The organism is Sinimarinibacterium arenosum, assembly GCF_005047655.1.
Taxonomy (GTDB): domain Bacteria; phylum Pseudomonadota; class Gammaproteobacteria; order Nevskiales; family Nevskiaceae; genus Solimonas.
The window spans coordinates 695,009-719,926 of the sequence record NZ_SUKF01000001.1; the positions used below are offsets into that span (position 1 = coordinate 695,009).

Sequence of the window (24,918 nt, forward strand, 5' to 3'; positions counted from 1 at the left end):
GCGCCTCAGAAGAACGCGACGTCGTAGTAGACGCCACCGGTGTTGATGTCGACCAGGCTGCCGAGCGGGGTGATCGGCTCCGAGTGGTAGAACACCTCTGCGGCAAACAGGTTGCGGCCGATCGGAGGAATGGCGGTGGAGGTCGGTGGCAGTACAGCGGTATTGCCGACGCCGGTGCCGATGCGGCTGGCGTGCACTTCGCCACCGGCTGCGCGTTGCTGCACGATGCTGAGGCGGCCACTCGCATCGCGCAGTACTTCGGTGATCAGCACATAACCGTCGCGTTCGATGTTCAATGGTGCGGCGGAGACCTGAATCGCCGCGATGGCATCATCCAGGCTGGTGCCGCGCGAGGTGAGATTGGCGGCCTCACGGCTGAGATTGATCAGCACCTGATGCGACAGGATCGAACGGCCGATGTCGATGACACCGAACATCAGCACCAGCAGGATCGGCAACACCATCACCATTTCCACCACAGCAACGCCGCGCATCGCACGATGCCGGCGCCGGGTTTTCGCCGGCACGTTCAAAGTTCGGCTCCCGGCGGGAATGGCTCATTGCGGAACGTCGTGCTGACCGTGAACGCGTGGCCGCCGTTGTCGAAGTACTTGCCGACAAACGGCGTGATGAAATGGAATTCGTAGTCCAGCGAAAGCGTGAAAGTGTCGCCCGGGCCGCCCGCGTTGTTGGCGCCACCGCTGACACTGGAAATGTAGATGGCGTTGGGATCGACCTGTACGCCAATCGCCTTCTCGCGCACGACCTGCTTGATCGAGGCGAGCCGCGATTGCAGGGTTTCCGGGTGATTGGGATCCGGCAGGCTGCGGCCGGTCACGCCAAAGCGACCGGCCTCGCGCATCGCGTGCTGCAAGGTGATCTTGGTGAACATCATGCGGCTGAAATCGAGCATGGCAAAGATCATCAGGATGAACACCGGCATCAGGATCGCCAGTTCGACCACGACCAGTCCGCGGCCCCGACGATGGCATCGCTGGACGGGTGTTGCGCATTTGCGCTGAGTTCTGGATTGCATGAAGCGACTCCGCTGGAACGTGGTCCGCACACGGGTTGCCCACGATCGACAGCGGTCAGTTTCAGGGTAAACCCTGTATTGCGCTATAGAGAATTTGCGCTATGCCGGACGTCGGTCCCGGCATGTCCGGCTTTTCGAGCCGGGCTAGCGGAAGCCGTCGCGGCGCTCGCCGGACTGGTTTTCGCTCGGCTGGGTGCCGCGTTCAGCGGCGACGGACAGCATGTCGCGCAGGCGCTGCGGCAGGCCAGAGACCCCCTGATCGGGACACAGGGAATCGGCGCAATCGGCGGACAGGGCAATGAACGGATTTTGATCGCGGCTATGCGCCGTTGCGCGACCATCTCGAGCCAGTGCGGCGATCCCCTGGATCAGATCGTCGGCGCGCAGCCCCAGGTTGCGCCAGTGCTCGCGCAGGATGCCGACGTCCAGCTGCGCGGCGGCACCGAAGCGGTCGGATGCCAGGGCCAGCACGATCAGCGCTGCATCTTCGGTGGAGAGTTCGATCGACGCCATGTTCAATCCGAAGCGATTCGCCGCGTCGAATTGACGCCGGGCCTCAAATGTCAGGCTTCATTATGGCGGCTGCGCAGCGTCCGCGACAGTGTGACGCTCAGGCGTTGCGCGTACGCCGATCGATGGCGCTGCCATCGGCGAGCATCGCCGGATAGGCCAGTTGGTAGTGCTTGATCAGGTCGATCAGATTGTCGGCGTGCATCTTGGACATCATGCGACCGCGGTGCATCTCGATGGTCTTCAGGTTCAGGCCGAGCTTTTCCGCGATTTCGCGGTTCTTCATGCCTTGCATGACGCAATCGAGCAGTTCGCGTTCGCGGGTGCTGAGGCTGTCAATGTGCGCCAGCGCCACGCTGCGCTCGGCCTCACGGCGGCGGCGGAGTTGATCGCGCTCCAGCGCGGCCCGCACATTTTCCAGCAGGGCGTGACGCGAGAAAGGCTTGGTCAGGAATCCGACCGCTCCGGCCTGCACTGCGCGCACAGCCGTATCGACGTCGGCAAATTCCGACACAAAGATGATCGGCATCGATTCGCCCGCACCGTTGAGCTGCTGCTGCAGTTCCAGCCCGGTCATGCCGGGCAAGAACACTTCGGTGACGACGCAGCCCGGTTCGGCACTGCCGTCTTGCGAAACGAAATCCTCAGCGCGCGCATAGGTCCGGGTCTCCAGTGCCATGGCGGAGAGGAACTGTTGCAGCGAGCCGCGGAGTGCGTCGTCTGGCTCGATGATGTGAATGGTGCCGTTGCTTGTCATACCGGGTATACCCTCGACTGAGCGAATGATAGCCATAGCTTTCACACGCCTGCAATGACGCGATTCTGCGGCCAATCGTCCGCTTGTTTCGCTAAGTCCTTGTGTTGGCGAAGAACATCTTCGAACGCGACTACATGGAAAGCCATGGCTGGGCATTAATATCTACAGGGTATACCCTTGACGCTCTCTGAACCGCCGCTTAACTTGGCTGCAAGGTTTACGGCGCCGTTCGCTACTGATGTCTGACGGCGTCGCAACCGAAGAGAGCAGGCCATAGACGTATTCCACGCGGGGTGATTCTGGCGTTGGCGGCATGGGCCTCTCGTTTGAGCATCTGAGCAGGGTTCTAGGAGATTCACCATGTCCATTCGGGAAAGCATTGTGCGGTTTCTGCGTGATGAAGAAGGCCTCACGACCGTTGAGTACGCGGTCGCCGGCGGCTTGATCGCAGCTGCGGTTGTTGCGGCGTTCGCGCTGCTGGGCGGCACCGTCGACAAGAAGATCACCGGCATCAACACCGAGCTGAATAAGTAAGGCATTGGCCGGAATCGGACCGTGGGGCGTATTCCACGGTCCGGTCACCGGGCGCCACGATCGCCAACACCAATAAGAAAAGCACTGACGATGCCTGACCTCGACTCCACGTTCGCCGCCAATGCGATCCTGCAGTGGTCACTGGCGTTGCTGCTGATCGCGGCAGTCTGGCGCGATCTGCGCTGGCATCGAATCGACAACGGCATTGTTCTGGGCGGCATCGTTGCGGCCCTGACATTGAATGCCATTGCTGCCGGACTCCCCGGCATTGCTTCGTCGCTAGGGGGGCTCGCGGTCGGGCTGCTATTGCTGCTGCCGTTTTATGCGCGCGGCGGCATGGCGGCTGGTGACGTCAAGTTGATGGCGGCCGCTGGTGCGTTTCTGGGTCCGGTCGATGCGGCCTGGGCCACCGGCTGGTCTCTGATTGCCGGCGGTGTGATGGCGTTCGCGATCCTGCTGCACGGCGACGGCCTGCGTCGCGGCGTACTTGCTACAGGACGCCAGTTTTTCGATTACGCAATGGCCAGGGTCTGGGTGCCGGCGCCGGCGGACAGCGCCGCAGCACGGCGGTTTCCCTACGCCGCAGCCATTGCCATGGGTTGCATGACGGTCGCGCTGTGGCGCGTCACACACGCGACGCCGGTCACGGCGTAGTGCGCAGCAGGGAGCAGGGTTCATGAGCAACAAGCGCAATTCCCTCATTTTTCTCGCCGTAGCCCTGGTGCTGGGCATCGCCGCGGCGATGTTCGCACAGCGCTGGGCACGGCAGAGCATGGCCGCAGCCGAAGCGCAGGCGAGCCGTGACATCACAGAAGTCGTCGTTGCCGATCAGGAACTGGCGTTCGGCAAACGCATTGATGCCGGGCAGTTGCGCACCGCGCGCTGGCCGGCGGATGCGGTGCCGAAGGGTGCCTTCAATCAGATCGACCAGGTTGTCGGCATGGTGTCGAAGTACCAGATCTTTCCCGGCGAACCGGTCCTCGCGCAGCGCATTGCCGACCCAGCCACCAGTCCCTTGATGGCAAGCCTGATCGGACCCAACAAGCGAGCGGTGACGGTCCGCGTGGATGACGTCGTGGGTGTCGGCGGCTTCCTGCTGCCGGGCAGTCGCGTTGACGTAGTGGCGTCCAAGCAGAACGAGCGGCAGGAGTATCAGACGCGAACGATCCTGCACAACTTGCGGGTACTGGCTGTGGACCAGACCGCATCGGCCGGTGCTGAGGACAAGCCGGTGGTGGTGCGCGCGGTGACCCTGGAAACCGATCCGAGCGAGGCGGAGGTGCTGGTGCAGGCGACCATCGAAGGCAGCGTGCAACTGGCGCTGCGCAATCCCGAAGATGAATCGGTGCCGGAGGTGGCCATGGTGCAGCCGCCGGTGTCGAAGTCCACGCCCAAGACGGTGCGCCCACGCAAGGAGGCGGGAATGACCGTCATCCGCGGGACTCGCGTCGACGGCGTCGACGACAGCCGCAACTGATGCAGTGCGCATAAGGAGCTCCCGTCCATGAAAATTTCATTCCGCCGTCGTCACTTTGGATCGATGGCACTGGCCTGTGCACTGCTGTGGGCGCCGTTGGCGTCGTGGGCTGCCGGCGCCGCGATCGAGCTGGCGGTGCCGATGAACAAGTCGGTTTCGGTCAGCCTGAACGCTCCGGCCAAGCGCGCTTCGGTTGGCAATCCGGGTGTCGCCGACATTGTGGTGCTGGGCGATCGCGAGCTGCAGATTGTCGGCAAGGCGCTGGGCGCGACCAATCTGATGCTGTGGGGCAAGGACGGTCGCGTGCTGTCGGTCTACAACATCGAGGTCGTGCATGACCTCAATACGCTGAAGAGCAAGCTGCACGCGCTGCTGCCGGGCGACCCGATCGAAGTCCGATCGGCACAGGAGAACATCATCCTGTCTGGAGAGGTCGGCAACATGGCGCGCCTGCAGGCGGCGATTGCATTGGCCGAAAGCTTTTTGCCGGAATGCATCAAGGCCGAGACCAGTGAAGGTGGCTCGGTCCAGAAAGTGCTGCCCGGCACCGGCGAAGGCCAGGACTGCGACAAGGGCAAGGTGGTCAACCTGATGCAGGTCGGCGGGGCGCAGCAGGTGATGTTGCACATTACCGTGGCCGAAATGGCGCGCACGGTGCTCAAGCGCATGGACGCCAACTTCAACATCTTCAATCTGGGTCGCAACGGCGGTATCGGGGCGGTGCAGGGCGGGGCGAGCTTTCCCAACGCGCTGAATCCCGACGGACTCGAAACGCCGATTCTGGGGTCGCTCAATGGCTCTGCCGGGGCGATCGGTCCGGTGGTGGACAAGTTTGATCCATCAATGCCGGTGATCGAGTCGGCCGGTATCTTCCTGAACTATCTGAAGGGCGATCTGTTCCTGCAGGCGGTGCTGGATATTTCGCGCCGCAACGGTCTGGCCAAGATTCTGTCGGAGCCGACGCTGACCACGCTCAATGGCCAGGAAGCTGAATTCCTGTCCGGCGGCGAATTTCCGATTCCGGTACCGCAGGGCGGCTCCAACAACGCGGTCACGATCCAGTTCAAGGAATTCGGTGTCGGCGTGAAGTTTCTACCGGTGGTGCTGGATTCAGGACGCATCAATCTCAAGCTTAACGTCAGCGTCAGCGAACTGTCGCAGGACAACAACGTTGCGCTGTCGTCGTCTGGCACGACCAGCAGTTTCGTGATTCCCTCGCTGAGCAAGCGCAGCGCGATGAGCACGGTCGAGCTGGGCGACGGCCAGACCATTGGCATTGCCGGCTTGATCAGCGACAACGTTCGTGAGTTCGTCGACAAGCTGCCCGGCCTCGGCGACATCCCGGGCCTCGGTGCGCTGTTCCGCAGCCAGGAATTTCTGTCTGGCCAGACCGAGCTGGTGATCTTTGTCACGCCGCATCTGGCGCAACCCATCGCCAGTGGTCGCCCGCGCTTGCCGACCGACAGCTTTGTGCCGCCGAGCGATCGCGACTTTTACCTGATGGGTCGCATGGAAGAAGGCGCCGCATTGCTGCCGCATCGGATTCAAAGCTCCAAGGGCGGCCCCGAAGCGGCTCGCTTCGGACACGACTTCTGATCGAGGAACTGCCATGAACCTGAAATTCCTGCCTGCTGCGATCTGCCTGCCGGCGCTGTTGCTCGGCGGCTGTGTGACCTCGACGGATCCGACCAAGGTTGAAGACGATTTCGGCAAGTCGGTGCGCCAGATGATCTCGGCGCAGACCTACAACCCTGAAGCGGCGCGCACACCGGCGCCGGTGGTGACAGGGCTGGATGGCGTGCACAGTGAGGCGGTCCTCAAGACCTATCGCGAATACGTCGGCAATCCCGAGGACGTGCAGCAGACCATGAAAATCAAGGTTGCGGAATGATGCTCATGAGCGCCCAATCCGAACTGACTGCATCCAACAGAGCCATCGTGCTGGTGGCCGCGCCGACCCTGGCCGCAGCCGAGCAGGTGTCCGCCATGCTCGCCGCCGAGCGCGACCTGGATGTGCGGACGCAGGTGGTGATTGATGGTCATATCGATCCGCTCGGCGACGGCAAGAGCGCGGCGCATCTGGTCATTGCTGACCTCGGTGATCGCGGCGGCGCGTTGCTGAACGACTGGGATTTGCGCGGCGCCAACACGCCGTTGATCGTCATCGGTCCCGCCAACGATCCGCAGACGATGCGGCGTGCGATGCAACTGGGCGCGCGCGACTATCTGTCGCCGCCGCTGACATCAGAGCTGTTAGTCAGTGCGATTCGCCAGGTCCTCAGTGAACGCATCATCAGCCACGCGCCCGGTACCGGCGGCAAGCTCACCGCAGTGATCACCGCCAAGGGCGGCTCAGGCGGCTCGTTTGTGGCGTGCAATCTGGCGCACATCCTGACTGTGCATCAGCAGCGCAGCGTCGCGCTGATCGATATGGATCTGCAGTTCGGCGCCTTGCCGTTGTCGCTGGATCTGCACAGCCGCGACACCTTGTTCGATGCGATCGCCGCCGTCGATCAGCTCGATCCGGTGGCACTGACCGGGTACATGACCAAGCACGAGAGCGGCCTGCATGTGCTGGGTGCGATCTCGGATCAGCTGGCGATTCCATCCGAAGTGTCGGTGGAGGCGGTACATCGCCTGCTCGGTCTGGCGTTGCAGACCTACCAGCATGTGGTGGTCGATCTGCCTCGACAGATCGATGCACTGACCACCATGGTGCTCGGCGCCGCCGACAACGTGCTGGTGGTCAGCCAGCAGAGCTTCTCGCATCTGCGCGATACCAAGCGCATGTTCGAACTGCTGCAGGGCTATGTCGGGGTGCCGCCGGAACGCATTTCCCTGGTGGTCAACCGCTACGTCGAGAAGAACCCGATCACCACCGACGACATTCGTGCGGCGGTTCGCCCGCAGAATCTGGTGCTGATTCCGAATGATTTTGTCGTCGCCACCGAAGCGCAGAACCTCGGTGTGCCGGTGTACGAAGGTGCGCGCAATGCACCGCTGACCCGCGCGCTGTGTGCGATTGCCGAGCGCGTCGACGCCGGTGTTGCTGCGGCGGACGCGCCGCCGCGGCAGGCCGAGCGGCCGGTCAAGCGCGCCTTGCAGCGCGTGCTGGGCATGCGGTAATCGACCATGCTCGGATTCGGAAACAAATCTGCTCCGATGCGCCCGGCGCCGGTCAGGCCGGGTGCCAGTCCGACGGCGCCGCCGGCTCCGGCCGCGATCGAACCGTGGATACCGACGCCGCAGGAGGAGGAATGGCTGCGGCGTATTCATCAGGCTCTGCTGCAGCAGCTGGAGCTGTCGCGTCTGGGTTTGCTCGATGAAGCGGCGGCGCGTCGCGAGATTCGTGAACAAGCCCTGCGCATGATGACTGACTTGTCGGTGCCGTTGTCGGTGCATGTACGCCAGCAGATGGCGCAGCGCATCGAGGATGAAATCCTGGGCCTGGGTCCGCTGGAGCCATTGCTGCTGGACCCGACGGTGTCGGACATTCTGGTCAACGGGCCGGAGAAGGTCTTCGTCGAACGTGGTGGCAAGCTGGAGCCGACGGCGCTGCGCTTTCGCGACGAAGCCCATCTGATGACGATCATTGACCGCATCGTCACCCGGGTTGGCCGCCGCATCGACGAAGCCTCGCCAATGGTGGATGCGCGTCTGCCGGACGGTTCCCGCGTCAATGCCATCATTCCGCCGCTGGCGCTGGATGGCGCAATGCTGTCGATCCGTCGCTTCGCGCGTGACCGCATGGCGATCGAGGATTTCATCCGCATCGGCACGCTGACCGAGCCGATCGCGCGCGTGCTTGAAGGCATCGTGCGCTGTCGCCTCAACGTGCTGATCTCCGGCGGAACCGGTTCCGGCAAGACCACGATGCTGAATGTGATGTCAGGGTTCATTCCCGCCAACGAACGCATTCTGACGATCGAGGACTCTGCCGAGCTGCAGCTGCGTCAGCCGCATGTCGGCCGCATGGAAACCCGGCCCGCAAATATTGAAGGTCGCGGCAACGTCACCCAGCGCGATCTGGTTCGCAACGCGCTGCGCATGCGGCCGGATCGCATCATTGTCGGCGAGGTTCGTGGCGGTGAGGCGCTGGACATGCTGCAGGCGATGAACACCGGGCACGATGGTTCGCTGACGACGATCCACGCCAATACCCCGCGTGACGCGCTGTCCCGTATCGAGAACATGGTCGCCATGGCCGGCGTGGATCTGCCGACCAAGGCAGTACGCTCACAGATTGCCTCGGCGATCGACATCGTGATCCAGCTTGAACGCATGGAGGATGGTCGTCGCCGATTGGTCAGCCTGCAGGAAATCCAGGGCATGGAGGGCGACATCGTGACCATGGCCGAAATCTTCCGCTTTGAGCGCGAGGGCCTGGATGCCGATGGCAACGTCGTCGGCGCATTCGTCGCCACCGGCCTGGTGCCGCACTTTCACGATCATCTGCGCCGCCGCGGTCTGGAGCTCGACCTGGCGATGTTTGATCCGGATCGCAAACTGTAGACGCGCCATGACTCTGACGCATATGCCCTGGCTGATTCCCGTTCTTGCATTCACTGCGGTGTTCGCAGCGACCCTGGCCGTGGCTGCATTCACCGGACGCGATCGCAAGCAGCAACTGCGGGATCGCATGCAGCGCATTGGCGTCAACCAGGCTGACGGCGAGAAGGCGCAGTCCTTGTTGCGCGAGCAGTATCTGCGCGATCTCAATCCATTCGAGCTCTGGCTCGAAAGTCTGCCGGGCATGCGCAGGGTCGAAACCTTGTGCGAACAGGCCGGCAGGCCGGCGCCGGCGTATCGGCTGGTGCTTCTTTCATTGGTATTGGCGCTGCTGGTGGGGCTGGGATTCACGCTCGCCGGGCGACCGCTGATGGGTGCAGTGCTGTTTCTGCTGGTGCTGCCGCTGCCGTACGCAAAGCTGCTGAGGGACCGTAACCAGCGCCTGCAGCAGTTCGAGGCCGACCTGCCGGATGCGCTCGATGTCATGAGTCGGGCATTGCGCGCGGGCAACCCGTTCAACGAGACATTGAAGGTGGTGTCGCAGGAGATGAGTGATCCGGTCGCGACCGAGCTCGGCATCACCTTTTCGGATATCAACTATGGCCTGAGCGTGAAGTCCGGCTTCATGGCGCTGCTGGAGCGTGTGCCGAGCATCAGCCTGTCGGCGATGGTGACCGCGGTGCTGGTGCAGCGCGAAACCGGCGGCAACATGGCCGAGATCTTTGATCGGGTCGCGTATACGCTGCGCCAGCGTCAGCGTTTTCAGCGGCGTTTGCGCACTCTGACCGCGGAGGGCCGCATGTCGGCGTGGATTCTGGTGCTGATGCCGTTCGTGCTGGCATTGGTGCTCGCGATCACGTCGCCTGACTATCTGCCATTGCTGGTGGACGATCCGGCGGGGGTACGCATGATCGTCGCGGCGCTGGTGATCATGAGCGTGGGTGTGTTGTGGATCCGCCGCGTGATCCGCGTGCGCTACTGAGGGAGACGACCATGGTCCAATGGCTTGCGGGGAGTTCAATGACCTGGGCACTGGCTGCAGTGGTCGGTGTGGTGGTGATGCTCGCGGCGAGTGCAGTCTTCGGTCTGGCGGGAATGCGCGGCGATCCATTGCGCCGGCGCCTGGCTGCGCTTGGCAAGGTCGAGACGCATGGCCACAACAGTCGCGCGTCGGGACTGCGCAATGTACTGCGGCCGCTGGCGCCATATCTGCTGCCGAAGAAAGAGAAAGAGCGTGAGACGCTGCGCGTGAAACTGCTGCGTGCCGGAATGCGTTCGGACATCGCGGCGATTGGCTTCTACGCGCTGAAAGCGGTGCTCGGCGTGGTGTTTCCGCTGGTCTTGGTGGTGTGGCTGGTGGTCGAACGCGATCTGCCCTGGGTGTACCTGCCGCTGTTCGGCTTCCTCGCCGCCTTTATTGGCATGATGCTGCCGAATGCGTATCTGAATGCGCGCATCTCGACACGACACAACGAGATGCTCAATGCCCTGCCGGATGCCCTGGATCTGCTGGTGTCCTGCACCGAGGCGGGTTTGGGTCTGAATGGCGCGCTGCAACGTGTGGCGCGTCAGTTGGGTCTTAGCAGCCCGCTGCTGGCGCAGGAGCTGGAGCAGGTCAATGCCGAGATCCGTGGCGGCGTCGACCGCATCGTGGCCCTGAAAAATCTGACCGAGCGTACCGGGCTGGACGAGATCCGGGGACTGGTGTCGCTGCTGTCGCAGTCGCTGCGCTTTGGCAGTCCGATTGCCGAAATTCTGCGCATCTATGCGGACGAGTTTCGCGACAAGCGCAGTCAGCGCGCGGAGGAGCAGGCGGCGATGGTCGGTACCAAGCTGATCTTTCCGCTGTGCTTCTGCATCTTTCCGTCCTTTTTCATCATCGCCGTCGGCCCCGCGGTGATCGGCGCGATTCGCGCGCTCGCTGCTTCCGATTTCTAACCGGACATCGACATGAATCCGTTCAACAAGTTTTCCGCAGCCGTTGTTGCCGCGAGTCTGATGCTGCTGAGCAGCGGTTGCGCGCTGCATCGTGTGGATTCAGACCATTCGACGGACGCGACTCGCAATGCGAAGGCTGACAAGCCGATGAATCCCGCCGAGGCGCAGCCGCTGATCGAGCGCGCGCAACTGGCGGTGCGCAACGGCGACGTCGATGCCGCACTGGTCGACTACGTCGAGGCGCTGCGCATCCGTCCGGACAGCGCGGAGATCCGCGCCAGCATTGGCGCGCTGCATGAGCAGCGGGGCGATCTCTCCGCTGCCCGGCAGGCGTACGAGGATGCGCTGAAGATCAATCCGCGTCTGGCGCCCGCACTCGAAGGCGTCGGTCTGATTCTGCTGAAGAGCCATCAGCCGGATGCGGCGCGCAGCTATCTGCAGCAGGCCGTCGCGGCCGATGCGCGATGCTGGCGTGCGCAGGTGGGCCTGGGTGTGTTGTCGGATCTGGGACATCTGCCGATGCAGGCGCAGACGTACTATCGCGCCGCGATGCAGCAGCGGCCGAACGACGCGAGCTTGCTGAACAACTACGGCTACTCGATGTACCTCGCCGGAAACTATCGCGCTGCGGCTTCGACCTTCGAACGTGCGCTGGCCATCAATCCGGACTATGCCGTGGCGTGGTCCAACCTGGCGCTGGCGCGTGTGCGCATGGGCGACTATCGCGGTGGCGTGCAGGCCTTCAACGAAACGATGAAGCCGTATCAGGCCTACAACAACGTCGGCTATTTGCTGTACATGAAGGGCGATCTGGCTGCCGCGCGTCAGTACCTGCAGCAGGCCATCGCACTGTCGCCAAGCTATTACGCGCTGGCGCAGCAGAATCTGGAGCGGGTCGAGATCGCCTCCGGCACCGCGCAGGTGCTGCCAGAGGCGCGTCCGACCGCGGTGGCGATGCCGGGCTCAGCCCGGTAGCAGATCCAGCGACGCCGCCACCGCGAGGTGGCCGCGCTCGCGCGCGATCTCTGCGGCGGTCTTTCCATCTTCGGTGACCTGGGTGCGGTCGATGCCGCGGGCTGTCAGCAGATTGCACAGCGATTCGAAGCCACGCGAAGCGGCCAGATGCAGCGCATTGACGCCGCTGCCACCGACGTAGCTCACATCCGCCCCCAGCGCGATCAGCAGCGGCGCCAGACTTTCTCCGGCGGCGCCGGCGATCGCCGCGTGCATCGGGGTATTGGCCATCGGGTTGGTTGACACGGCATCCAGCTCAGCGCCGAGCCCGACCAGCGTCAGCGTCGTTTCGCGCGCACCGAAGAACGCGGCCAGATGCAGCGGTGTCCAGCCATCGACGCTGTGCGCCTGCAGCAGCGCCGGGTCATCGACCAGGTGTCGCGTCAGACCCCAGGCATCATTGCTGGCGGCGCATTCGAAGACGTCCAGTGCGCGAAAGGGCTTCAGCAGTTCGACGATCTCGTGTGCGCCGTTGTACAGCGCGAACATCAGCGGCGACAGTCCACCGGGCAGCGGATCAGTGGCCTGGCTGGCGTCGCGCTCCAGCGCGGCGCGCGCGGCTTCGGCGTCGCGGTTCTGAATAGCGAGCATCAGCGGGCGGACGGCACTCATGGGGGGGCTCCAGGCGATCGGGCGGAATGGCAGGGTGCGCAGGGTAGCCGGATCGTCGTTTTTTGGGTAATCCCCCTGACCAAAAGGCCTTGCGTACACTGCCGCCGCCATGCATGAACTCGATCCCCGGCTGCATCAATCCCTGGCCTCCGCCCGCGCACTGTTTGCACAGCTGTCGCCGCCGTCCGCACTCGCCGGTGTCTGGAGCGCGGAGCTGGTCGGGCCGCGCTGGCTGCCGCGGCTGGCGTCGTGGTTCATGCCGCTGTCGGTGCTGCGCGGCTGGTGCGGCAAGCGCTTCGATTCGTCCGGCTACGGCGAGAATCTGGTGCGCCGCGACGGCCGCGTCTTGGGCATCGTGCCGATGCGTGAAGTGCGGCAGCCCTCCAGGCTGGACGGTCTGCCGGCAGTGGTCGCGACCTATGGCAACGAGACGCCGCTGTCGCTGCGCTATGTCGAAGACGAATTCCGCCAGCTCGGCGATGACACCCTGCTCGGCATGATGACGTTCCGTCTGCCGCTGCTGCGGCGTTTGGGGCTGCCCTTCCTGTTGCGCCGGGTTCCTGATGACCGCGCACTTTGACGCTGACGTCATCGTTGTCGGCAGCGGATTCGGCGGCGCCGTCACGGCACTGAGACTGGCGGAGCAAGGGCAGTCGGTCCTGGTGCTGGAGCAGGGGCGTCGCATCGGGCCCGAGCAGATCGCCGCGGCCAAACGCAATCTGTTCAAGCTGCTGTGGATGCCCGCGCTGGGCCTGCGCGGATTCTTTGCGCAGACGCTGTTCCGTCACGTCGGACTGGTCGGCGGTGTCGGCGTCGGCGGCGGCTCGCTGGTCTGGGCCAGCGTGCTGCTCGAACCCAAGCCGGCGTTCTATCAGGACCCTGCGTGGTCGCAGCTCGGCGTCGACTGGCACGCCGAACTGCAGCCGCACTACGAAACGGCCAAGCGCATGCTCGGGCGTGCGCGCAATCCGCGTCTGACCGAGATGGACGAACTGCTGCGGCAGACCGCGAGAACGATGGGCGCGGAGGACAGCTTCGGCGCGACGCCGGTCGGCATCCTGTTTGCCGGGGATGGCCAGTTACCCGGACAACGGGTGCCCGATCCGTTCTTCGGCGGAGACGGTCCGGAGCGGACGACCTGCCGGTTCTGCGGCAGCTGCCTGACTGGATGCGCTTACGGTTCGAAGAATTCCCTCGACTACAACTACCTGCATCTGGCACAGCGCCATGGCGCGCGGGTGCTGCCCGAGCAGCAGGTGGTCGGGCTGCGGCCGCTGCACGGTGGAGGCTATGCGCTGCGGGTGCGGCATCCCTGGCGCTTCGGCCAGGGCCGTGAGTTGCGGGCGCGGCGGGTGGTGCTGTCGGCCGGGGTGGTCGGCACCCTGCGTCTGCTGTTCAGCGCGCGCGATGCCGCGCGCAGCCTGCCGGCGTTGTCACCGCGGCTGGGCGACGGCGTGCGCACCAACAGCGAGGCGATCGTCGCCGCGCTGCATCCGGATGCACAGCGGGATCTGAGCGACGGCATCGCGGTGTCGTCGGATTTCTATCCGAATCCGCACACGCACATCACACAGAACCGCTTTCCCGAGAATTACCACTTCATGCGCTGGTACATGACGCGCCTGGTCGACGACGATCGCCCTCTGCGACGCGCGCTGCGCACGCTGTGGGCCGGGCTGAAACAACCGCTCTGGCGCAACTGGTTCGGCCGCCACTGGACGCGTCGCATCAGTGTGCTGACGGTGATGCAGCATCTGGACAACCAGTTGCAGCTGCGCTTCGGCAGGCGCTGGCTTGCGTTCGGCCGTCGCGGTCTGTACTCGCAGGCGGTGCCGGGGCACGAAGCGCCGACTTATATCCCCGAGGCCAACGCGGCAGCCCGGGCACTGGCCCAGGCTTGCGGGGGCGAGGCCTACAACGTGGCGCCGGAAAGTCTGTTCGGCACGGCGGTGACCGCGCACATTCTCGGTGGCTGCCGGATGGGGCACAGTGCGGCGGATGGCGTGATAGACAGCGATCACGAGGTGCACGGCTATCCGGGCCTGTACGTGATGGACGGCTCGGTGGTCGCGGCCAATCTCGGCGTCAATCCGAGCCTGACCATCACCGCGCTGGCCGAACGCTTTGCCAGCCGCCTTGCCTCGCGTTTGCGTGAAAGCGCGGCCTGATAGGTCGGCGGTCTGATCAGCGCGGGCAGCGTCCGAGCGGTGGCGGCACCAGCGCTTCAAGCGGCACGGCGTTGGCCATGACCTGGAAGCCGATCGACGTCGGGTGCAGCAGGTCCGGCGAGTAGTACAGCGGGTTGGGACGCGTCGGATCGATCGGATTGCTCATCACGGCGTCGAAGTCGGCGAGGCCTTCAAGGTTTGCATCGGCGCGGATCCGTGCGTTGACGGTCTGCCGCTCTGCTTCCATCGTCGCGCGATCCCAGCCGAAGATCAGATCGTCGCGCGGCATCAGCGTGCCCATCACCACGCACAGGCCAGCGGCCTGGGCGCGGTCGGCAAGCCGGCGCAGCCCGGCATACACCGCGTCGCCGTTGATGCCGGAGGTCAGATCATTGGTGCCTTCGAAGATCACGATCGCACGCACGCCGGAGCGGCCGAGCACGTCGCGGTCGAAGCGCGCTTCAGCCGCCGGACCCTTGAACACTTCGCCGTCGAACACCGCGGCTTCGGTCACAGTGTTGCTGTTGATGCCCTGGTTCAGCACCGCCATGTCGACGCCGGCAGTGTCCAGACGCTGCGCCAGAAAGTCGGGCCAGCGCGTGTTGGTTTCGGGCACCTCGTAGGCGCCGTCGGTGATCGAGTCGCCGAGCGTGACGATGGCGCCGTCGGATTCGGGCGCCAGCACATCGACACCGCTGACGAAGAACCAGCCGACGCTGACTTGCGTGAACTGCGCGCCGGTCGGGTCGAGGGTGACGTCACCGCCGCCCGGCAGGCTGACGTAGTTCAGGCCGAACGACACTGCATGCCAGGTCATCGGTCCGCTGTTGCCGACGACGCGAAAGCTGATGGCCAGATCGTCGCCGTCGGCGAACGACAGCGCGACGGCGTCGCTGATGGCTTCGGCGCCCGGCGCGATGGTCACGCCGTCGGCACCGCCGAACGGCACGGCGGTGTCGGTTCCCGGCACCAGCGCCGGGCCGGCGGCGCGGCGGGCAATGCGCACCGGTTCAAAGTGCACCGGCTGTGTGCCCATCAGGTTGGACAGGCGGATGCGCAGCGTGCTGCCGCCCCGGGTCGGATGCACGACCATGCGGAAGCTCTGGTCGCTGGCCTGGTTGTCCGGAAAATAGGTGGTGAAGCCCAGCGGGTCGATCGGCAGCGCACTGGACAATGGACCGGCCGGATAGGGGCCATACGGCGCGGCCGCCCAGACGCCGACCCAGCCGTCATCGCGCAGGGCCATTTTCTCTGCGCCCGTGTCGCTGCCGCCGCAGGCGGCCAACAGCAGTGCCAGTGCGGCCAGCGCCACAGATGATCTGAATTGCATCGCCGGGTCTCCTCCAGGGCGCATTAGGTGCCGCCCGCTGTCGGGGCGATCTGTGGGCCGGGATGGTATCCAAACCGCCGTCCAATGAGTGGACGTGGGATGTCGATTTACCCGTCCGCCGAACGACAATGCGGGAGTGGCCCTGAAAGCCGCGGCAAAGTCCGGGCAACACGCTCGTGCAACGACCCAGTGGAGGCGATGATGAAATATCTGTGTCTGGTCTACAGCGACGAACGCGCGCTGGAAGGGTTTCCCGATGCCGAATGCATGGCCTGCGGCGACGCCCTGCGTGCGAGCGGGCAGATGATTGCGGCCGAGGCGCTGCAGCCGGTGGCGACGGCGACGACGTTGCGCGTGCGTGACGGCAAGGTCTCGATCACCGATGGCCCGTTTGCCGAAACCAAGGAGCAGCTGGCCGGCTTCTATCTGATCGAGGCGGCGGATCTGGACGAAGCGCTGAAGATCGCCGCGAAGATTCCACCGGCACGGGTCGGCAGCATCGAGGTACGGCCGATCCGGCAGCTGGCGCCCTGAGGCGGGAGCGGGAGTTTTCTCGCCGCTGTCGAAATCAGCGTGCCGTGTTCGACCAGGGATATCCATCCAGGCGTATCAATCGATACGCAGCAGGAGTTCCGAGGTATGAAATACATCTGTCTGGCCTATGAGGATGAGGCGATTCTGGATGCGCTGTCGTCCGAGGAATGGGCGGCGCTGCGCGAGGAGACGCTGGAGTACGTCGAGGCGCTGACGCGCAGTGGTCACCATCAGGCGTCGGCGCCGCTGGAGTCCGTGCGCACGGCAACGACCGTGCGCGTCCGCAATGGCAGGCTGTCCGCGACGGACGGTCCCTACACCGAAACCAAGGAGACCCTGGGCGGGTTTTTCATCATCGAGGCCCGCGATCTGAACGAGGCGATCCAGATCGCGGGGCGCTGGCCGTCGGCACGCTTCGGCAGCATTGAAGTGCGTCCGCTGGCCGACGCACTGCGCGCCGAAAGCCGCTATGGCGCACCCAGCTGAACCCGCCGCAGGCGACCTTTGCACTGAGTAAACCGGAGTGAAGCCGATGTCCCTGAGTCTGTATTTCCACCCGCTGTCGTCGTTCTGCCACAAGGCGCTGATCGCGCTGTACGAGAATGCGGTGCCATTCACGCCGGAGTTCATCGATCTGTCCGACCCGGCATCGCGTGCGCGGCTGCTGGCCCTGTGGCCGATCGGCAAGTTTCCGGTGCTGCACGACGCGGCGCGCAATCACGTCGTGCCCGAAGCCAGCATCATCATCGAGTACCTGCATCAGCACTATCCCGGGCCGACGCCGCTGATTCCCAAGGATCCCGGCGGGGCGCGGCAGATGCGCATGTACGACCGCTTCTTTGACCTGTACGTGAATACGCCGATGCAGAAGATCGTCACCGACCGCCTGCGGCCGGAAGGGCAGGGCGACGCCTTCGGGGTGGCGCAGGCGCGTGCCCAGCTGTACACGGCGCTGGACATGATCGAGCACGACATGCGCGGTCGAACCTGGGTGATGGGCGAGACCTTCACCATGGCCGACTGCGCGGCCGCGCCCGCCCTGTACTACGCCAATGTTGTGCAGCCGTTCGCCGACAGCCATCCGATCGCCGCGGCGTATCTGCAGCGCCTCAGTGCGCGCCCGTCGTACGCGCGCGTGCTGGCGGAGGCGCAGCCGTATCTGGCGATGATGCCGAACTAGCGTGATGCGATGTCGATTTCCGGCGTGCTGATTCGACGATATGGGGAGGCGCTGCAGCACCGCCGCCGGGCGCATCGCGAGTCGGGTGCCAAACACTCATTGATCCGGAGTACAGACATGCGATTCATGATGCTGATGATCCCCAAGGGATATGAGACCGCCGCACCGGGAACGATGCCGGACGCCGACGCTGTGGCGGCGATGATGAAGTACAACGAGGCGTTGCAGCAGGCCGGCGTGCTGGTGAGCCTGGACGGCCTGCATCCGCCGTCCGCCGGCGCGCGGGTTTCGTTCAAGGGTGGCAAGCCGGTGGTCACCGACGGTCCGTTCGCCGAGGTCAAGGAAGTGCTGGGCGGCTACTGGATGATCCGCGTGAACTCGCGCGAGGAGGCGATCGAATGGGCCAAGCGCTGCCCGGCGTCTGACAACGAAATCATTGAGATCCGTCAGGTCCAGGAGTTCGAGGAATTTCCGGACGACGTGCAACAGGCCGCGGCGGGTTTTCGCGACATGCAGGAGGCGATCGGTCAGCGCTGAGCGCCGGTCCCGCGCACACAGTCATCAGCTGATTTGGAGAGACACGATGTCAAAACAGATCTTCGTCAATCTGCCGGTCCGGGATCTGGACAGGGCCAAGGCTTTCTTCGGGCAGCTCGGCTTCACCTTCAATCCGCAGTTCACCGACGCCACCGCCGCGTGCATGGTCGTCTCCGACAGCATTTTCGTGATGCTGCTGACGCACGAGAAATTTTCCGGATTCACCCCGGGCCCCATTTGCGATGCCAGGCAAAGCACTGAAGTGCTGGTGTGCCTGAGTTGCGACAGCCGCAACGAGGTGGATGAACTCGTGCGCAAGGCGCTGGCCGCAGGCGGTTCGACCTTTCGCGAGCCCGAGGATCACGGCTTCATGTACGGCCATGCGTTCCGCGATCTCGATGGACACGTCTGGGAATTGGCGTACGTCGACATGACGGCGATGCCGACACAGCCGTAAGACCGCATTCAACGGAGACAAGGACATGAGCACAGTGAACTATCGGCCCGAAGGCATGCACACGGTGACGCCGCATCTGGTCTGCGCCGGCGCAGCAGCCGCCATCGACTTCTACGCCAAGGCCTTTGGCGCCGAGGAACTACATCGCTTGCCGGCACCGGACGGGCGCCTGATGCACGCCGCGGTACGGATCGGCGATTCGGTGGTGATGCTGGTCGACGAGATGCCCGAGCACGGTGCGCTCGGACCGCTATCCCTGAAGGGCTCGCCGGTGACGGTGCATCTGTACGTCGAGGATGTCGATGCGGTGGTGGCGCAGGCGGTGGCCGCCGGTGCCACCGTGATGATGCCGGTCGCCGACATGTTCTGGGGTGATCGCTACGGCATCGTCATCGATCCGTTCGGACATCACTGGTCGGTGGCGACGCATCAGCGTGACCTGACATTCGACGACATGCAGCGCGCGATGCGCGAGATGTAGCTCGCCCCTATCGTTCAATCAAGCGGAGACCTTCGATGGCCTATGTGGATGGATTCATTGTGCCGGTGCCGCTGGAGCGGCTGCCGGATTACACGCGTATGGCGCGCAAGGCCGGCAGGATCTGGCGCGAACATGGTGCGCTGGCCTTCTTTGAATCGGTGGCGGATGACGTCAAGCCGGGCAAGTGGACCTCGTTCCCGCAGAGCGTCAAGTTGAAGCCGGGCGAGACGGTGATGTTCTCCTACATCGTGTTCAGGAATCGCGCGCACCGCGACAAGGTCAATGCCAGGGTGATGCAGGACCCGAGGCTTGGCGACATGATGCAGCCCCAGTGCATGCCGTTCGATGCCAAGCGCATGATCTATGGCGGTTTCAAGGGGCTGGTCGATCTGTAGCTCCGGCTCGGCGGCTTGAATTATCGACCGCGAGACGGCGTAATCGGCGTCCTCATCGGCAGCAGGACGCAGGGGATGGGCGACGTAAGCGAGGCGCACCGGCAGGCCGAGGCGGTTTACCGCAACGAGTCGCGCCGCGTGCTCGCCACACTGATCCGTCTGCTCGGCGATTTCGAGCTGGCCGAGGAAGCGTTGCACGATGCCTTCGCCGCCGCCATCGAGCAGTGGCCGCGGGACGGCATCCCGTCGAATCCGCGTGCGTGGCTGGTGTCGGCAGGGCGTTTCAAGGCCATCGACAACATCCGCCGTCGTGCGCGCTTCGATGCCTCGCAGCAGCACCTGATCGATCAGATGGACCTGAGTGCCGGTGATCCGGCCACCGCAGACGATGACAGCGTCGAGGACGACCGCCTGCGGCTGATCTTCACCTGCTGCCATCCGGCGCTGACGCCGGACGCGCAGATCGCGCTGACCCTGCGCGAGGTCTGCGGTCTGACCACCGAGGAGATCGCCCGGGCATTTCTGATGCCGTCGTCGACCCTGGCCCAGCGCATCGTGCGCGCCAAGGCCAAGATCCGCGATGCACGCATTCCGTATGCGGTGCCCGATCGCGCCGAGTTGCCCGAACGCCTCGACAGCGTCCTGCGGGTGATCTATCTGGTGTTCAACGAAGGCTACTCGGCGTCTTCCGGTCACGCCGTGACACGGCAGGACCTGTCGGTCGAGGCGATCCGGATCGGACGTTTGTTGCTGGAGCTGCTGCCTGATCCGGAAGTGGCCGGTCTGCTCGCACTGATGCTGCTGCAGGAATCGCGCAGCGCCGCACGCAGCACCGCTGACGGCGATGTCGTCTTGCTGGAGCATCAGGATCGCGGCTTGTGGAATCAGGCGCAGATTGCCGAAGGTTCGGCGCTGGTGCAGCGCGCTCTGCGTTCGCGCCGGTTCGGGCCGTACACGGTGCAGGCGGCCATCGCCGCCGTGCACGCCGAAGCCAGGACAGCCGCCGAGACCGACTGGCCGCAGATCGTCGGCCTGTATGACCTGCTGCTGCGCATCGAGCCGTCGCCGGTGATCGAGCTCAACCGTGCCGTTGCTGTCGCCATGCGCGACGGACCGCAGGCAGGCCTCGCGCTGATCGACGCGCTGCTCGCTCGCGGCGAGTTGAACGGCTATCTGTTCGCCCATTCGGCCCGCGCCGAACTGTGTCATCGCATCGGTCACCATGCCGACGCACGGGCGGCCTGGACACAGGCCCTGGCCCTGGCACATCAGGCGCCGGAGCGGCGATTTCTGCAACGCCGGCTGGCTGAAACGGCCGGTCCGGGCGGCGCCGCAGGGGCAGACCGGGCCTGAGGCCGCCGGATTGACGGACGCGCGGCTCCTCACTATCATTCCGCCCCCCGAATCGGGGAAGTTTTCTGGACAGTTAGCTCAGCGGTAGAGCATCGCTTTCACACGGCGGGGGTCACAGGTTCAATCCCTGTACTGTCCACCAGAATTCAAACAAGACGCCCTCGGCACAGCGATGTGCCGGGGGCTTTTTGTTTCAATCACTTGCGCTCTACCAACTGCTTGCATCAATGATGGGCGCTCAACATTTTACCTGCACACGAAAGTCAGGCGTGATCCGCCGGTGCCCATCTGGTGCCCAAACTGTGCCCATCCGTGCCCATGTGATTTGCGAACGAAGCAGAATTGACCCTCGCTTCCCGTGCCCGTGTTGACCATGCAGCTTTAGCTGCGGGCATTAGTTCTGATCGGGTTCGTTAACGAACTCGAGTAAGTCTCCAACTGTGCAGTTGAACAAGCGGCACAGCCGATCGAGTGCGTCAATGTCGACGCGAGTGGCAGTCTCCCGATAGAGCAGCGTCACCATATTTCGGTGAATGCCCGTCATGCGCGAAACGTCTATTACGCGCAGTTTTCGTTCGCCCATCATGCGAGATAGATGGCATCGAATCACTTTAGTCTCCAAAAAGTCGAACAGAACGACAAAAAGTTCTTGACAACGTCGTTTTGACGAGTAGGATGTCGTTCAGGATGACATCAAGTCGAAAAGATCGACTTAAATGCGTCCAGGTCGAAATCATGTTTTGGAGGGCGTCGAAATGCAAGAGCAGACATACCTGACAACCGAGGAGCTATCGGCACGGATCAAGTACGACCCGCGAACGATTCGGGAGCGGCTGAAGGACTCGGTACTGCTGGAGGGGCGGCACTACATCCGTCCATTCGGAGGGAGAAAGATCCTCTTTATTTGGGAGGCGATTCGCGAGGACATCGGAGGACGTGATGATCGCGTCTGCATGATTCCCATGGCGTCGGGTGGGGTGTGCCATGGCTAGTATTCGAACTCGGCAGGGACGGCTCTTTTTTGATTTCAGGTATCGCGGCGTTCGCTGTCGCGAGCTGACCGCACTGGGCGATACACCTGCCAATCGCAACCGTCTTCAGGGCGTGCTCAAGAAGATCGAGCAGGACATCGCACTGGGTACGTTCGACTACGGAAAATATTTTCCGAATTCGTCGATGGCCCAGCACTTCAGGGATCTGGATTCAGCAAGCAAGGCCGAATCCGATCCCGGATTGAGCGATGGCACACCGCTGCTACGGGATTTCGTCGACGACTGGATGCGGGATAGAAGCGTCGAGTGGCGACACAGCTATCGCGAATCGGTCGAAAGCATCCTGAACAAGCACCTCCTGCCTGCGCTTGGCGACAAGCGCCTTGGACAGATTGATCGTTCCAGCGTAATGGCATTGCGCGCCCGCCTCGCATCGGGAACAGAGCGGGAAGGGGGCAAGGCCAGGAAGCCCGCCACCGTCAATCGGATCATGGGCATTCTGAGCATGATCTGCGACGAGGCCAACCTGCGGCATGGCATTGCCAATCCGCTGGTTTCCGTGAAGCGACTCAAGGTCCAGCGTGTCGACATCGAACCCTTCTCGATCGACGAGGTTCGCCTGCTGATCAGCCGTGTGCGACCGGACTACTCGGACTATCTCGCGGTGCGCTTCTTTACCGGCATGCGCAGCGGCGAAGCCAACGGGCTGAGGTGGGAACACATTGATTTTGAGCGTCGCGAGATTCGCATTCGCGAAACGTTCGTCAGAGGTCGGACGGAGTACACCAAGACGGACGGTTCGCAACGCGAGATTCAAATGTCCAACCCGGTGTACGAAGCCCTCAGGCGGATGGAAGCGCGAACACGTGCGATCGGTGCCTATGTCTTCTGCTCCAGGAATGGACTGCCGATCGACAACCACAACTTCGTCAATCGAGTCTGGAATCCGTTGCTCCGTCACCTCGGCCTGAAGCCACGACGCCCGTATCAGATGCGCCACACCTGCGCGACCTTGTGGCTGGGTGCTGGAGAAAATCCGGAATGGATTGCCCGGCAGCTTGGCCACACCACTACCGAAATGCTGTTTCGCGTCTACAGCCGATTTGTTCCAAACCTCACGCGCCGTGATGGATCCGCGTTCGATCACATGGTTTCAGCCGCATTGCAGACACAGCCCAGTGCAAATCAGTACACGTCCATTTCTTCCCAGGAGAACAGTCATGTCTAAGGCCAAAGTTGCTGCGTTCATTCAACAGGATCGCCAGGATCGTGATCTGAAACAGCGGTCAGTGGCGCTGGCCGCGACGCTGATGCGGCAGTTCCAGATCAATCCATGCGGCATCGATCTGGTGTGCTGGCTGGCCAATGCGAAATGCCGGAACAACGAGGAAGCCCTTCGACACTGGACCCTTCGCCAGATCAAGGGAGACCGCGCCACGCAGGACGTGGGTGCGCTTGATGAGTTGTCCAAGCGACTCAACCGTCGGTTGAGCTGCTTGCGGGATGCCTTCCCGTACTGAGGAGGAAGTGCATTTTAAGAACGAGGAGGGCGTGCGCCGAAGGGCGCCGGGCCAACAGGCGAGAGGGAAGGGCGGTCACGACGTCAGTCCTCGGGTCAGTTGCGGGGCGACCTTTACAGCTATCTCATTGATCTGCGTGCTGCGAGGTGCAGCGCGCCTGCAGCGGAGAAAGACTGATGTCCCAGTCCAAGATGCCGAACTTTCAACGGATGCTTCACTTCCGGTTGCGCAATGTTCCGGACCAGGAGTTACGTGTTCTCGAAGATGATGAGGGGTGGCTTTACATCTATCGGCTGATGGGGACACCCGACTTTGGTCCGTACCTGAAAGACGAGCTCATGAGCATGTTCGAGATCGAGTCGGAGCCATGGGCGATCAGACAGGTCCGAGTGAAATCGGACGCTGAGGATGATGGTGAGCGATCGTGAGCTCAAAGCGGCGGAACAACGTCCTGCTGGAAATGGCAGGACTGACCGAGAGTGAACACGGGAAGTCCCGTGAACGGATCAACCTCCCTGTCGCCGAGGATTCAAATCCTCACGCGGGTCAGTTCACGCTTGCGGAGCAGGGGACGCTGGCCGTTGTCGGAATGGTCCGGAATGCATCTGCGGATGAGGACGCGAGAACGGCGAGGTGGCAGGCGCAGGAAGTCGTCGCTTACCTGTTCCGGACAGCACTCCCGATCGATGAAGCGGCAACTTTGCTTGCGATCGATTCGGAGCAGGTACTCAGGCGTGTCGAAGCCGGAACGCTGCTGGCCATCTCATCGAACGGCCAAGTTCGCATTCCGGCACTGCAGTTCGATCACGGCGCGGAGGTTCCAAACTTGAGCGATGTCCTACGTGCGCTTCCCCAGGGCATGGATGCCGTGGAAGTGCTTTCGTGGTGGGTGACGCCCAATGAGGATCTTGCCGGGGGAGTTTCGCCCAGGGAGTTTCTGCTTCAGGGTGGAGATGTCCGAGCCGTTCTGAGATACGCGATGGATACTTTTCAATAGCGCTGTCTCAAGATTTGAGAACGAAGCGGAGTAGGGTTCATCGGCGTGATACGTCGGAATAGGGCGATGATCAGCAATGCAGACATACCGTCGTAGCTGAATCTTCCGTCCAGTGCGTCGGAGAGGGAGCACCTGGCATCGTGTGCGCGCACGAAATGGAACGTCCCGGACAATGTGATTGGTGCCCTGCTCGGGTAGCAGGACTAACGGCATTCACATGTGGACATGCTGATGGCGATATTCAGGCTGCTCCAGCCTCTCTATCTCAACAATCTCGAACTGGCAGATGCATGGCTGCGGGGGGGGGGCGACAAGCTCTGTGAGGGCCTGACATCGGGTGAAGTGATGGAAAACGGCAACCCGCCGGGAATGCAGTCTGTACTGAACGATCTTTTTCGGACCGACTATGGATGATCTGCCTGCGTTCAGTGGCTGCATGATTCTCCGGGATGCGTTGCGGCTCGTGTAATGACCCACCGAAACCTGCACAGGTCATGCCGCTAAAGCAAATGCTTCAGCGGGTGTTTTCATCTTCAGCGCCTGGTGAGGGCGCCGATGGTTGTAGAACTGGATCCAGTCGCTGATGA

The 24,918-nt window shown here is 63.3% G+C and carries 34 protein-coding genes and 1 tRNA gene; 27 read left to right on the forward strand and 8 right to left on the reverse strand.

Going from position 1 to position 24,918, the window contains the following annotated elements:
• Window positions 1-5: 5 nt before the first annotated feature.
• The 4 genes from E4T66_RS03305 to E4T66_RS03320 form a co-directional block, all read right to left on the reverse strand.
• A complete protein-coding gene (locus E4T66_RS03305; RefSeq protein ID WP_136847442.1) occupies window positions 6-527 on the reverse strand; it encodes a TadE/TadG family type IV pilus assembly protein in 522 nt (173 codons plus the stop codon).
• 2 nt (window positions 528-529) lie between these two features.
• Window positions 530-1,036, reverse strand: coding sequence for a TadE/TadG family type IV pilus assembly protein (locus tag E4T66_RS03310; RefSeq protein ID WP_136847443.1), 507 nt, complete (start codon window positions 1,034-1,036; stop codon window positions 530-532).
• A 144-nt stretch (window positions 1,037-1,180) separates the two neighbouring features.
• On the reverse strand, window positions 1,181-1,549 hold the full coding sequence (locus E4T66_RS03315) for a hypothetical protein (RefSeq protein WP_136847444.1): 369 nt from the start codon (window positions 1,547-1,549) through the stop codon (window positions 1,181-1,183).
• 97 nt (window positions 1,550-1,646) lie between these two features.
• Window positions 1,647-2,303 carry a response regulator transcription factor gene (locus E4T66_RS03320; protein ID WP_169577450.1) on the reverse strand — a complete coding sequence of 219 codons (657 nt, stop codon included), beginning with the start codon at window positions 2,301-2,303 and terminating at the stop codon, window positions 1,647-1,649.
• A gap of 360 nt (window positions 2,304-2,663) precedes the next feature.
• On the opposite strand from E4T66_RS03320, the gene E4T66_RS03325 reads away from it, so the two are divergent.
• The 10 genes from E4T66_RS03325 to E4T66_RS03370 all read left to right on the forward strand — a co-directional run bounded on the left by E4T66_RS03325 (window position 2,664) and on the right by E4T66_RS03370 (window position 11,736).
• Window positions 2,664-2,837 (forward strand): Flp family type IVb pilin, encoded by a 174-nt coding sequence (locus tag E4T66_RS03325; RefSeq protein ID WP_136847446.1) that lies wholly within the window; start codon window positions 2,664-2,666, stop codon window positions 2,835-2,837.
• A gap of 90 nt (window positions 2,838-2,927) precedes the next feature.
• Window positions 2,928-3,491, forward strand: a complete 564-nt coding sequence (locus tag E4T66_RS03330; RefSeq protein ID WP_136847447.1) for an A24 family peptidase — start codon at window positions 2,928-2,930, stop codon at window positions 3,489-3,491.
• Window positions 3,492-3,513: 22 nt separating this feature from the next.
• A complete protein-coding gene (gene cpaB, locus E4T66_RS03335; RefSeq protein WP_136847448.1) occupies window positions 3,514-4,314 on the forward strand; it encodes a Flp pilus assembly protein CpaB in 801 nt (266 codons plus the stop codon).
• Window positions 4,315-4,341: 27 nt separating this feature from the next.
• A complete protein-coding gene (locus E4T66_RS03340; protein WP_211242736.1) occupies window positions 4,342-5,910 on the forward strand; it encodes a type II and III secretion system protein family protein in 1,569 nt (522 codons plus the stop codon).
• A gap of 13 nt (window positions 5,911-5,923) precedes the next feature.
• Window positions 5,924-6,205 carry a hypothetical protein gene (locus E4T66_RS03345; protein ID WP_136847449.1) on the forward strand — a complete coding sequence of 94 codons (282 nt, stop codon included), beginning with the start codon at window positions 5,924-5,926 and terminating at the stop codon, window positions 6,203-6,205.
• Between the two features lie 5 nt (window positions 6,206-6,210).
• Window positions 6,211-7,440 (forward strand): AAA family ATPase, encoded by a 1,230-nt coding sequence (locus E4T66_RS03350; RefSeq protein WP_169577451.1) that lies wholly within the window; start codon window positions 6,211-6,213, stop codon window positions 7,438-7,440.
• A 6-nt stretch (window positions 7,441-7,446) separates the two neighbouring features.
• Complete coding sequence (locus E4T66_RS03355; RefSeq protein WP_136847451.1) at window positions 7,447-8,826, forward strand: CpaF family protein; 1,380 nt, start codon at window positions 7,447-7,449, stop codon at window positions 8,824-8,826.
• A 7-nt stretch (window positions 8,827-8,833) separates the two neighbouring features.
• Entirely contained in the window at window positions 8,834-9,805 is a 972-nt protein-coding gene (locus tag E4T66_RS03360) for a type II secretion system F family protein (protein ID WP_136847452.1), read from the forward strand.
• An 11-nt stretch (window positions 9,806-9,816) separates the two neighbouring features.
• On the forward strand, window positions 9,817-10,761 hold the full coding sequence (locus E4T66_RS03365; RefSeq protein WP_136847453.1) for a type II secretion system F family protein: 945 nt from the start codon (window positions 9,817-9,819) through the stop codon (window positions 10,759-10,761).
• A 12-nt stretch (window positions 10,762-10,773) separates the two neighbouring features.
• A complete protein-coding gene (locus tag E4T66_RS03370; RefSeq protein ID WP_136847454.1) occupies window positions 10,774-11,736 on the forward strand; it encodes a tetratricopeptide repeat protein in 963 nt (320 codons plus the stop codon).
• On the opposite strand, the gene E4T66_RS03375 is transcribed toward E4T66_RS03370, so the two are convergent.
• Window positions 11,725-12,387, reverse strand: a complete 663-nt coding sequence (locus E4T66_RS03375) for an ankyrin repeat domain-containing protein (RefSeq protein ID WP_169577452.1) — start codon at window positions 12,385-12,387, stop codon at window positions 11,725-11,727. The genes E4T66_RS03370 and E4T66_RS03375 overlap by 12 nt on opposite strands.
• Window positions 12,388-12,496: 109 nt before the next feature.
• On the opposite strand from E4T66_RS03375, the gene E4T66_RS03380 reads away from it, so the two are divergent.
• Together E4T66_RS03380 and E4T66_RS03385 are read left to right on the forward strand one after the other, a co-directional pair.
• Window positions 12,497-12,967, forward strand: coding sequence for a hypothetical protein (locus E4T66_RS03380; protein WP_136847456.1), 471 nt, complete (start codon window positions 12,497-12,499; stop codon window positions 12,965-12,967).
• Window positions 12,951-14,555 carry an FAD-dependent oxidoreductase gene (locus E4T66_RS03385; RefSeq protein ID WP_136847457.1) on the forward strand — a complete coding sequence of 535 codons (1,605 nt, stop codon included), beginning with the start codon at window positions 12,951-12,953 and terminating at the stop codon, window positions 14,553-14,555. Before E4T66_RS03380 ends, E4T66_RS03385 begins: the two co-directional genes overlap by 17 nt.
• A gap of 16 nt (window positions 14,556-14,571) precedes the next feature.
• Here E4T66_RS03385 and E4T66_RS03390 read toward each other — a convergent pair whose 3' ends face one another.
• The gene (locus tag E4T66_RS03390; protein ID WP_169577453.1) at window positions 14,572-15,885 is read right to left on the reverse strand and encodes a GDSL-type esterase/lipase family protein; all 1,314 of its coding nucleotides are present in this window, start codon (window positions 15,883-15,885) and stop codon (window positions 14,572-14,574) included.
• Between the two features lie 201 nt (window positions 15,886-16,086).
• Here E4T66_RS03390 and E4T66_RS03395 point away from each other — a divergent pair, with 201 nt between their 5' ends.
• The 9 genes from E4T66_RS03395 to E4T66_RS03435 all read left to right on the forward strand — a co-directional run bounded on the left by E4T66_RS03395 (window position 16,087) and on the right by E4T66_RS03435 (window position 20,964).
• Complete coding sequence (locus E4T66_RS03395; RefSeq protein WP_136847459.1) at window positions 16,087-16,419, forward strand: YciI family protein; 333 nt, start codon at window positions 16,087-16,089, stop codon at window positions 16,417-16,419.
• A 105-nt stretch (window positions 16,420-16,524) separates the two neighbouring features.
• A complete protein-coding gene (locus E4T66_RS03400) occupies window positions 16,525-16,905 on the forward strand; it encodes a YciI family protein (protein ID WP_136847460.1) in 381 nt (126 codons plus the stop codon).
• A gap of 46 nt (window positions 16,906-16,951) precedes the next feature.
• Window positions 16,952-17,599, forward strand: coding sequence for a glutathione S-transferase family protein (locus E4T66_RS03405; RefSeq protein WP_136847461.1), 648 nt, complete (start codon window positions 16,952-16,954; stop codon window positions 17,597-17,599).
• Between the two features lie 117 nt (window positions 17,600-17,716).
• Window positions 17,717-18,136: a YciI family protein gene (locus tag E4T66_RS03410; RefSeq protein WP_136847462.1), complete on the forward strand. Its 420-nt coding sequence runs from the start codon at window positions 17,717-17,719 to the stop codon at window positions 18,134-18,136.
• A gap of 46 nt (window positions 18,137-18,182) precedes the next feature.
• Complete coding sequence (locus tag E4T66_RS03415; protein ID WP_136847463.1) at window positions 18,183-18,593, forward strand: VOC family protein; 411 nt, start codon at window positions 18,183-18,185, stop codon at window positions 18,591-18,593.
• 25 nt (window positions 18,594-18,618) lie between these two features.
• On the forward strand, window positions 18,619-19,074 hold the full coding sequence (locus tag E4T66_RS03420; RefSeq protein ID WP_136847464.1) for a VOC family protein: 456 nt from the start codon (window positions 18,619-18,621) through the stop codon (window positions 19,072-19,074).
• A gap of 35 nt (window positions 19,075-19,109) precedes the next feature.
• Entirely contained in the window at window positions 19,110-19,469 is a 360-nt protein-coding gene (locus E4T66_RS03425; RefSeq protein WP_136847465.1) for a DUF1428 domain-containing protein, read from the forward strand.
• Window positions 19,470-19,544: 75 nt separating this feature from the next.
• On the forward strand, window positions 19,545-20,822 hold the full coding sequence (locus E4T66_RS03430; RefSeq protein ID WP_136847466.1) for an RNA polymerase sigma factor: 1,278 nt from the start codon (window positions 19,545-19,547) through the stop codon (window positions 20,820-20,822).
• 67 nt (window positions 20,823-20,889) lie between these two features.
• Window positions 20,890-20,964 (forward strand) — tRNA-Val (locus E4T66_RS03435).
• A gap of 252 nt (window positions 20,965-21,216) precedes the next feature.
• Here the strand turns inward: E4T66_RS03435 and E4T66_RS03440 are convergent.
• On the reverse strand, window positions 21,217-21,408 hold the full coding sequence (locus E4T66_RS03440) for a helix-turn-helix domain-containing protein (protein ID WP_282706981.1): 192 nt from the start codon (window positions 21,406-21,408) through the stop codon (window positions 21,217-21,219).
• A 169-nt stretch (window positions 21,409-21,577) separates the two neighbouring features.
• On the opposite strand from E4T66_RS03440, the gene E4T66_RS03445 reads away from it, so the two are divergent.
• The 6 genes from E4T66_RS03445 (at window position 21,578) to E4T66_RS03470 (ending at window position 24,745) form a co-directional block, all read left to right on the forward strand.
• Entirely contained in the window at window positions 21,578-21,814 is a 237-nt protein-coding gene (locus E4T66_RS03445) for a hypothetical protein (RefSeq protein ID WP_136847468.1), read from the forward strand.
• Window positions 21,807-23,042 carry an Arm DNA-binding domain-containing protein gene (locus tag E4T66_RS03450; RefSeq protein WP_136847469.1) on the forward strand — a complete coding sequence of 412 codons (1,236 nt, stop codon included), beginning with the start codon at window positions 21,807-21,809 and terminating at the stop codon, window positions 23,040-23,042. Before E4T66_RS03445 ends, E4T66_RS03450 begins: the two co-directional genes overlap by 8 nt.
• Entirely contained in the window at window positions 23,035-23,334 is a 300-nt protein-coding gene (locus E4T66_RS03455) for a hypothetical protein (protein WP_136847470.1), read from the forward strand. Before E4T66_RS03450 ends, E4T66_RS03455 begins: the two co-directional genes overlap by 8 nt.
• A 176-nt stretch (window positions 23,335-23,510) precedes the next feature.
• Window positions 23,511-23,762: a hypothetical protein gene (locus E4T66_RS03460; RefSeq protein WP_136847471.1), complete on the forward strand. Its 252-nt coding sequence runs from the start codon at window positions 23,511-23,513 to the stop codon at window positions 23,760-23,762.
• Entirely contained in the window at window positions 23,759-24,331 is a 573-nt protein-coding gene (locus tag E4T66_RS03465; protein WP_136847472.1) for a hypothetical protein, read from the forward strand. Before E4T66_RS03460 ends, E4T66_RS03465 begins: the two co-directional genes overlap by 4 nt.
• A 219-nt stretch (window positions 24,332-24,550) precedes the next feature.
• Window positions 24,551-24,745, forward strand: coding sequence for a hypothetical protein (locus E4T66_RS03470; RefSeq protein ID WP_136847473.1), 195 nt, complete (start codon window positions 24,551-24,553; stop codon window positions 24,743-24,745).
• A 78-nt stretch (window positions 24,746-24,823) separates the two neighbouring features.
• Here the strand turns inward: E4T66_RS03470 and E4T66_RS03475 are convergent, their stop codons facing one another.
• The gene (locus E4T66_RS03475; protein ID WP_282706985.1) at window positions 24,824-24,916 is read right to left on the reverse strand and encodes an integrase core domain-containing protein; all 93 of its coding nucleotides are present in this window, start codon (window positions 24,914-24,916) and stop codon (window positions 24,824-24,826) included.
• Window positions 24,917-24,918 lie beyond the last annotated feature (2 nt).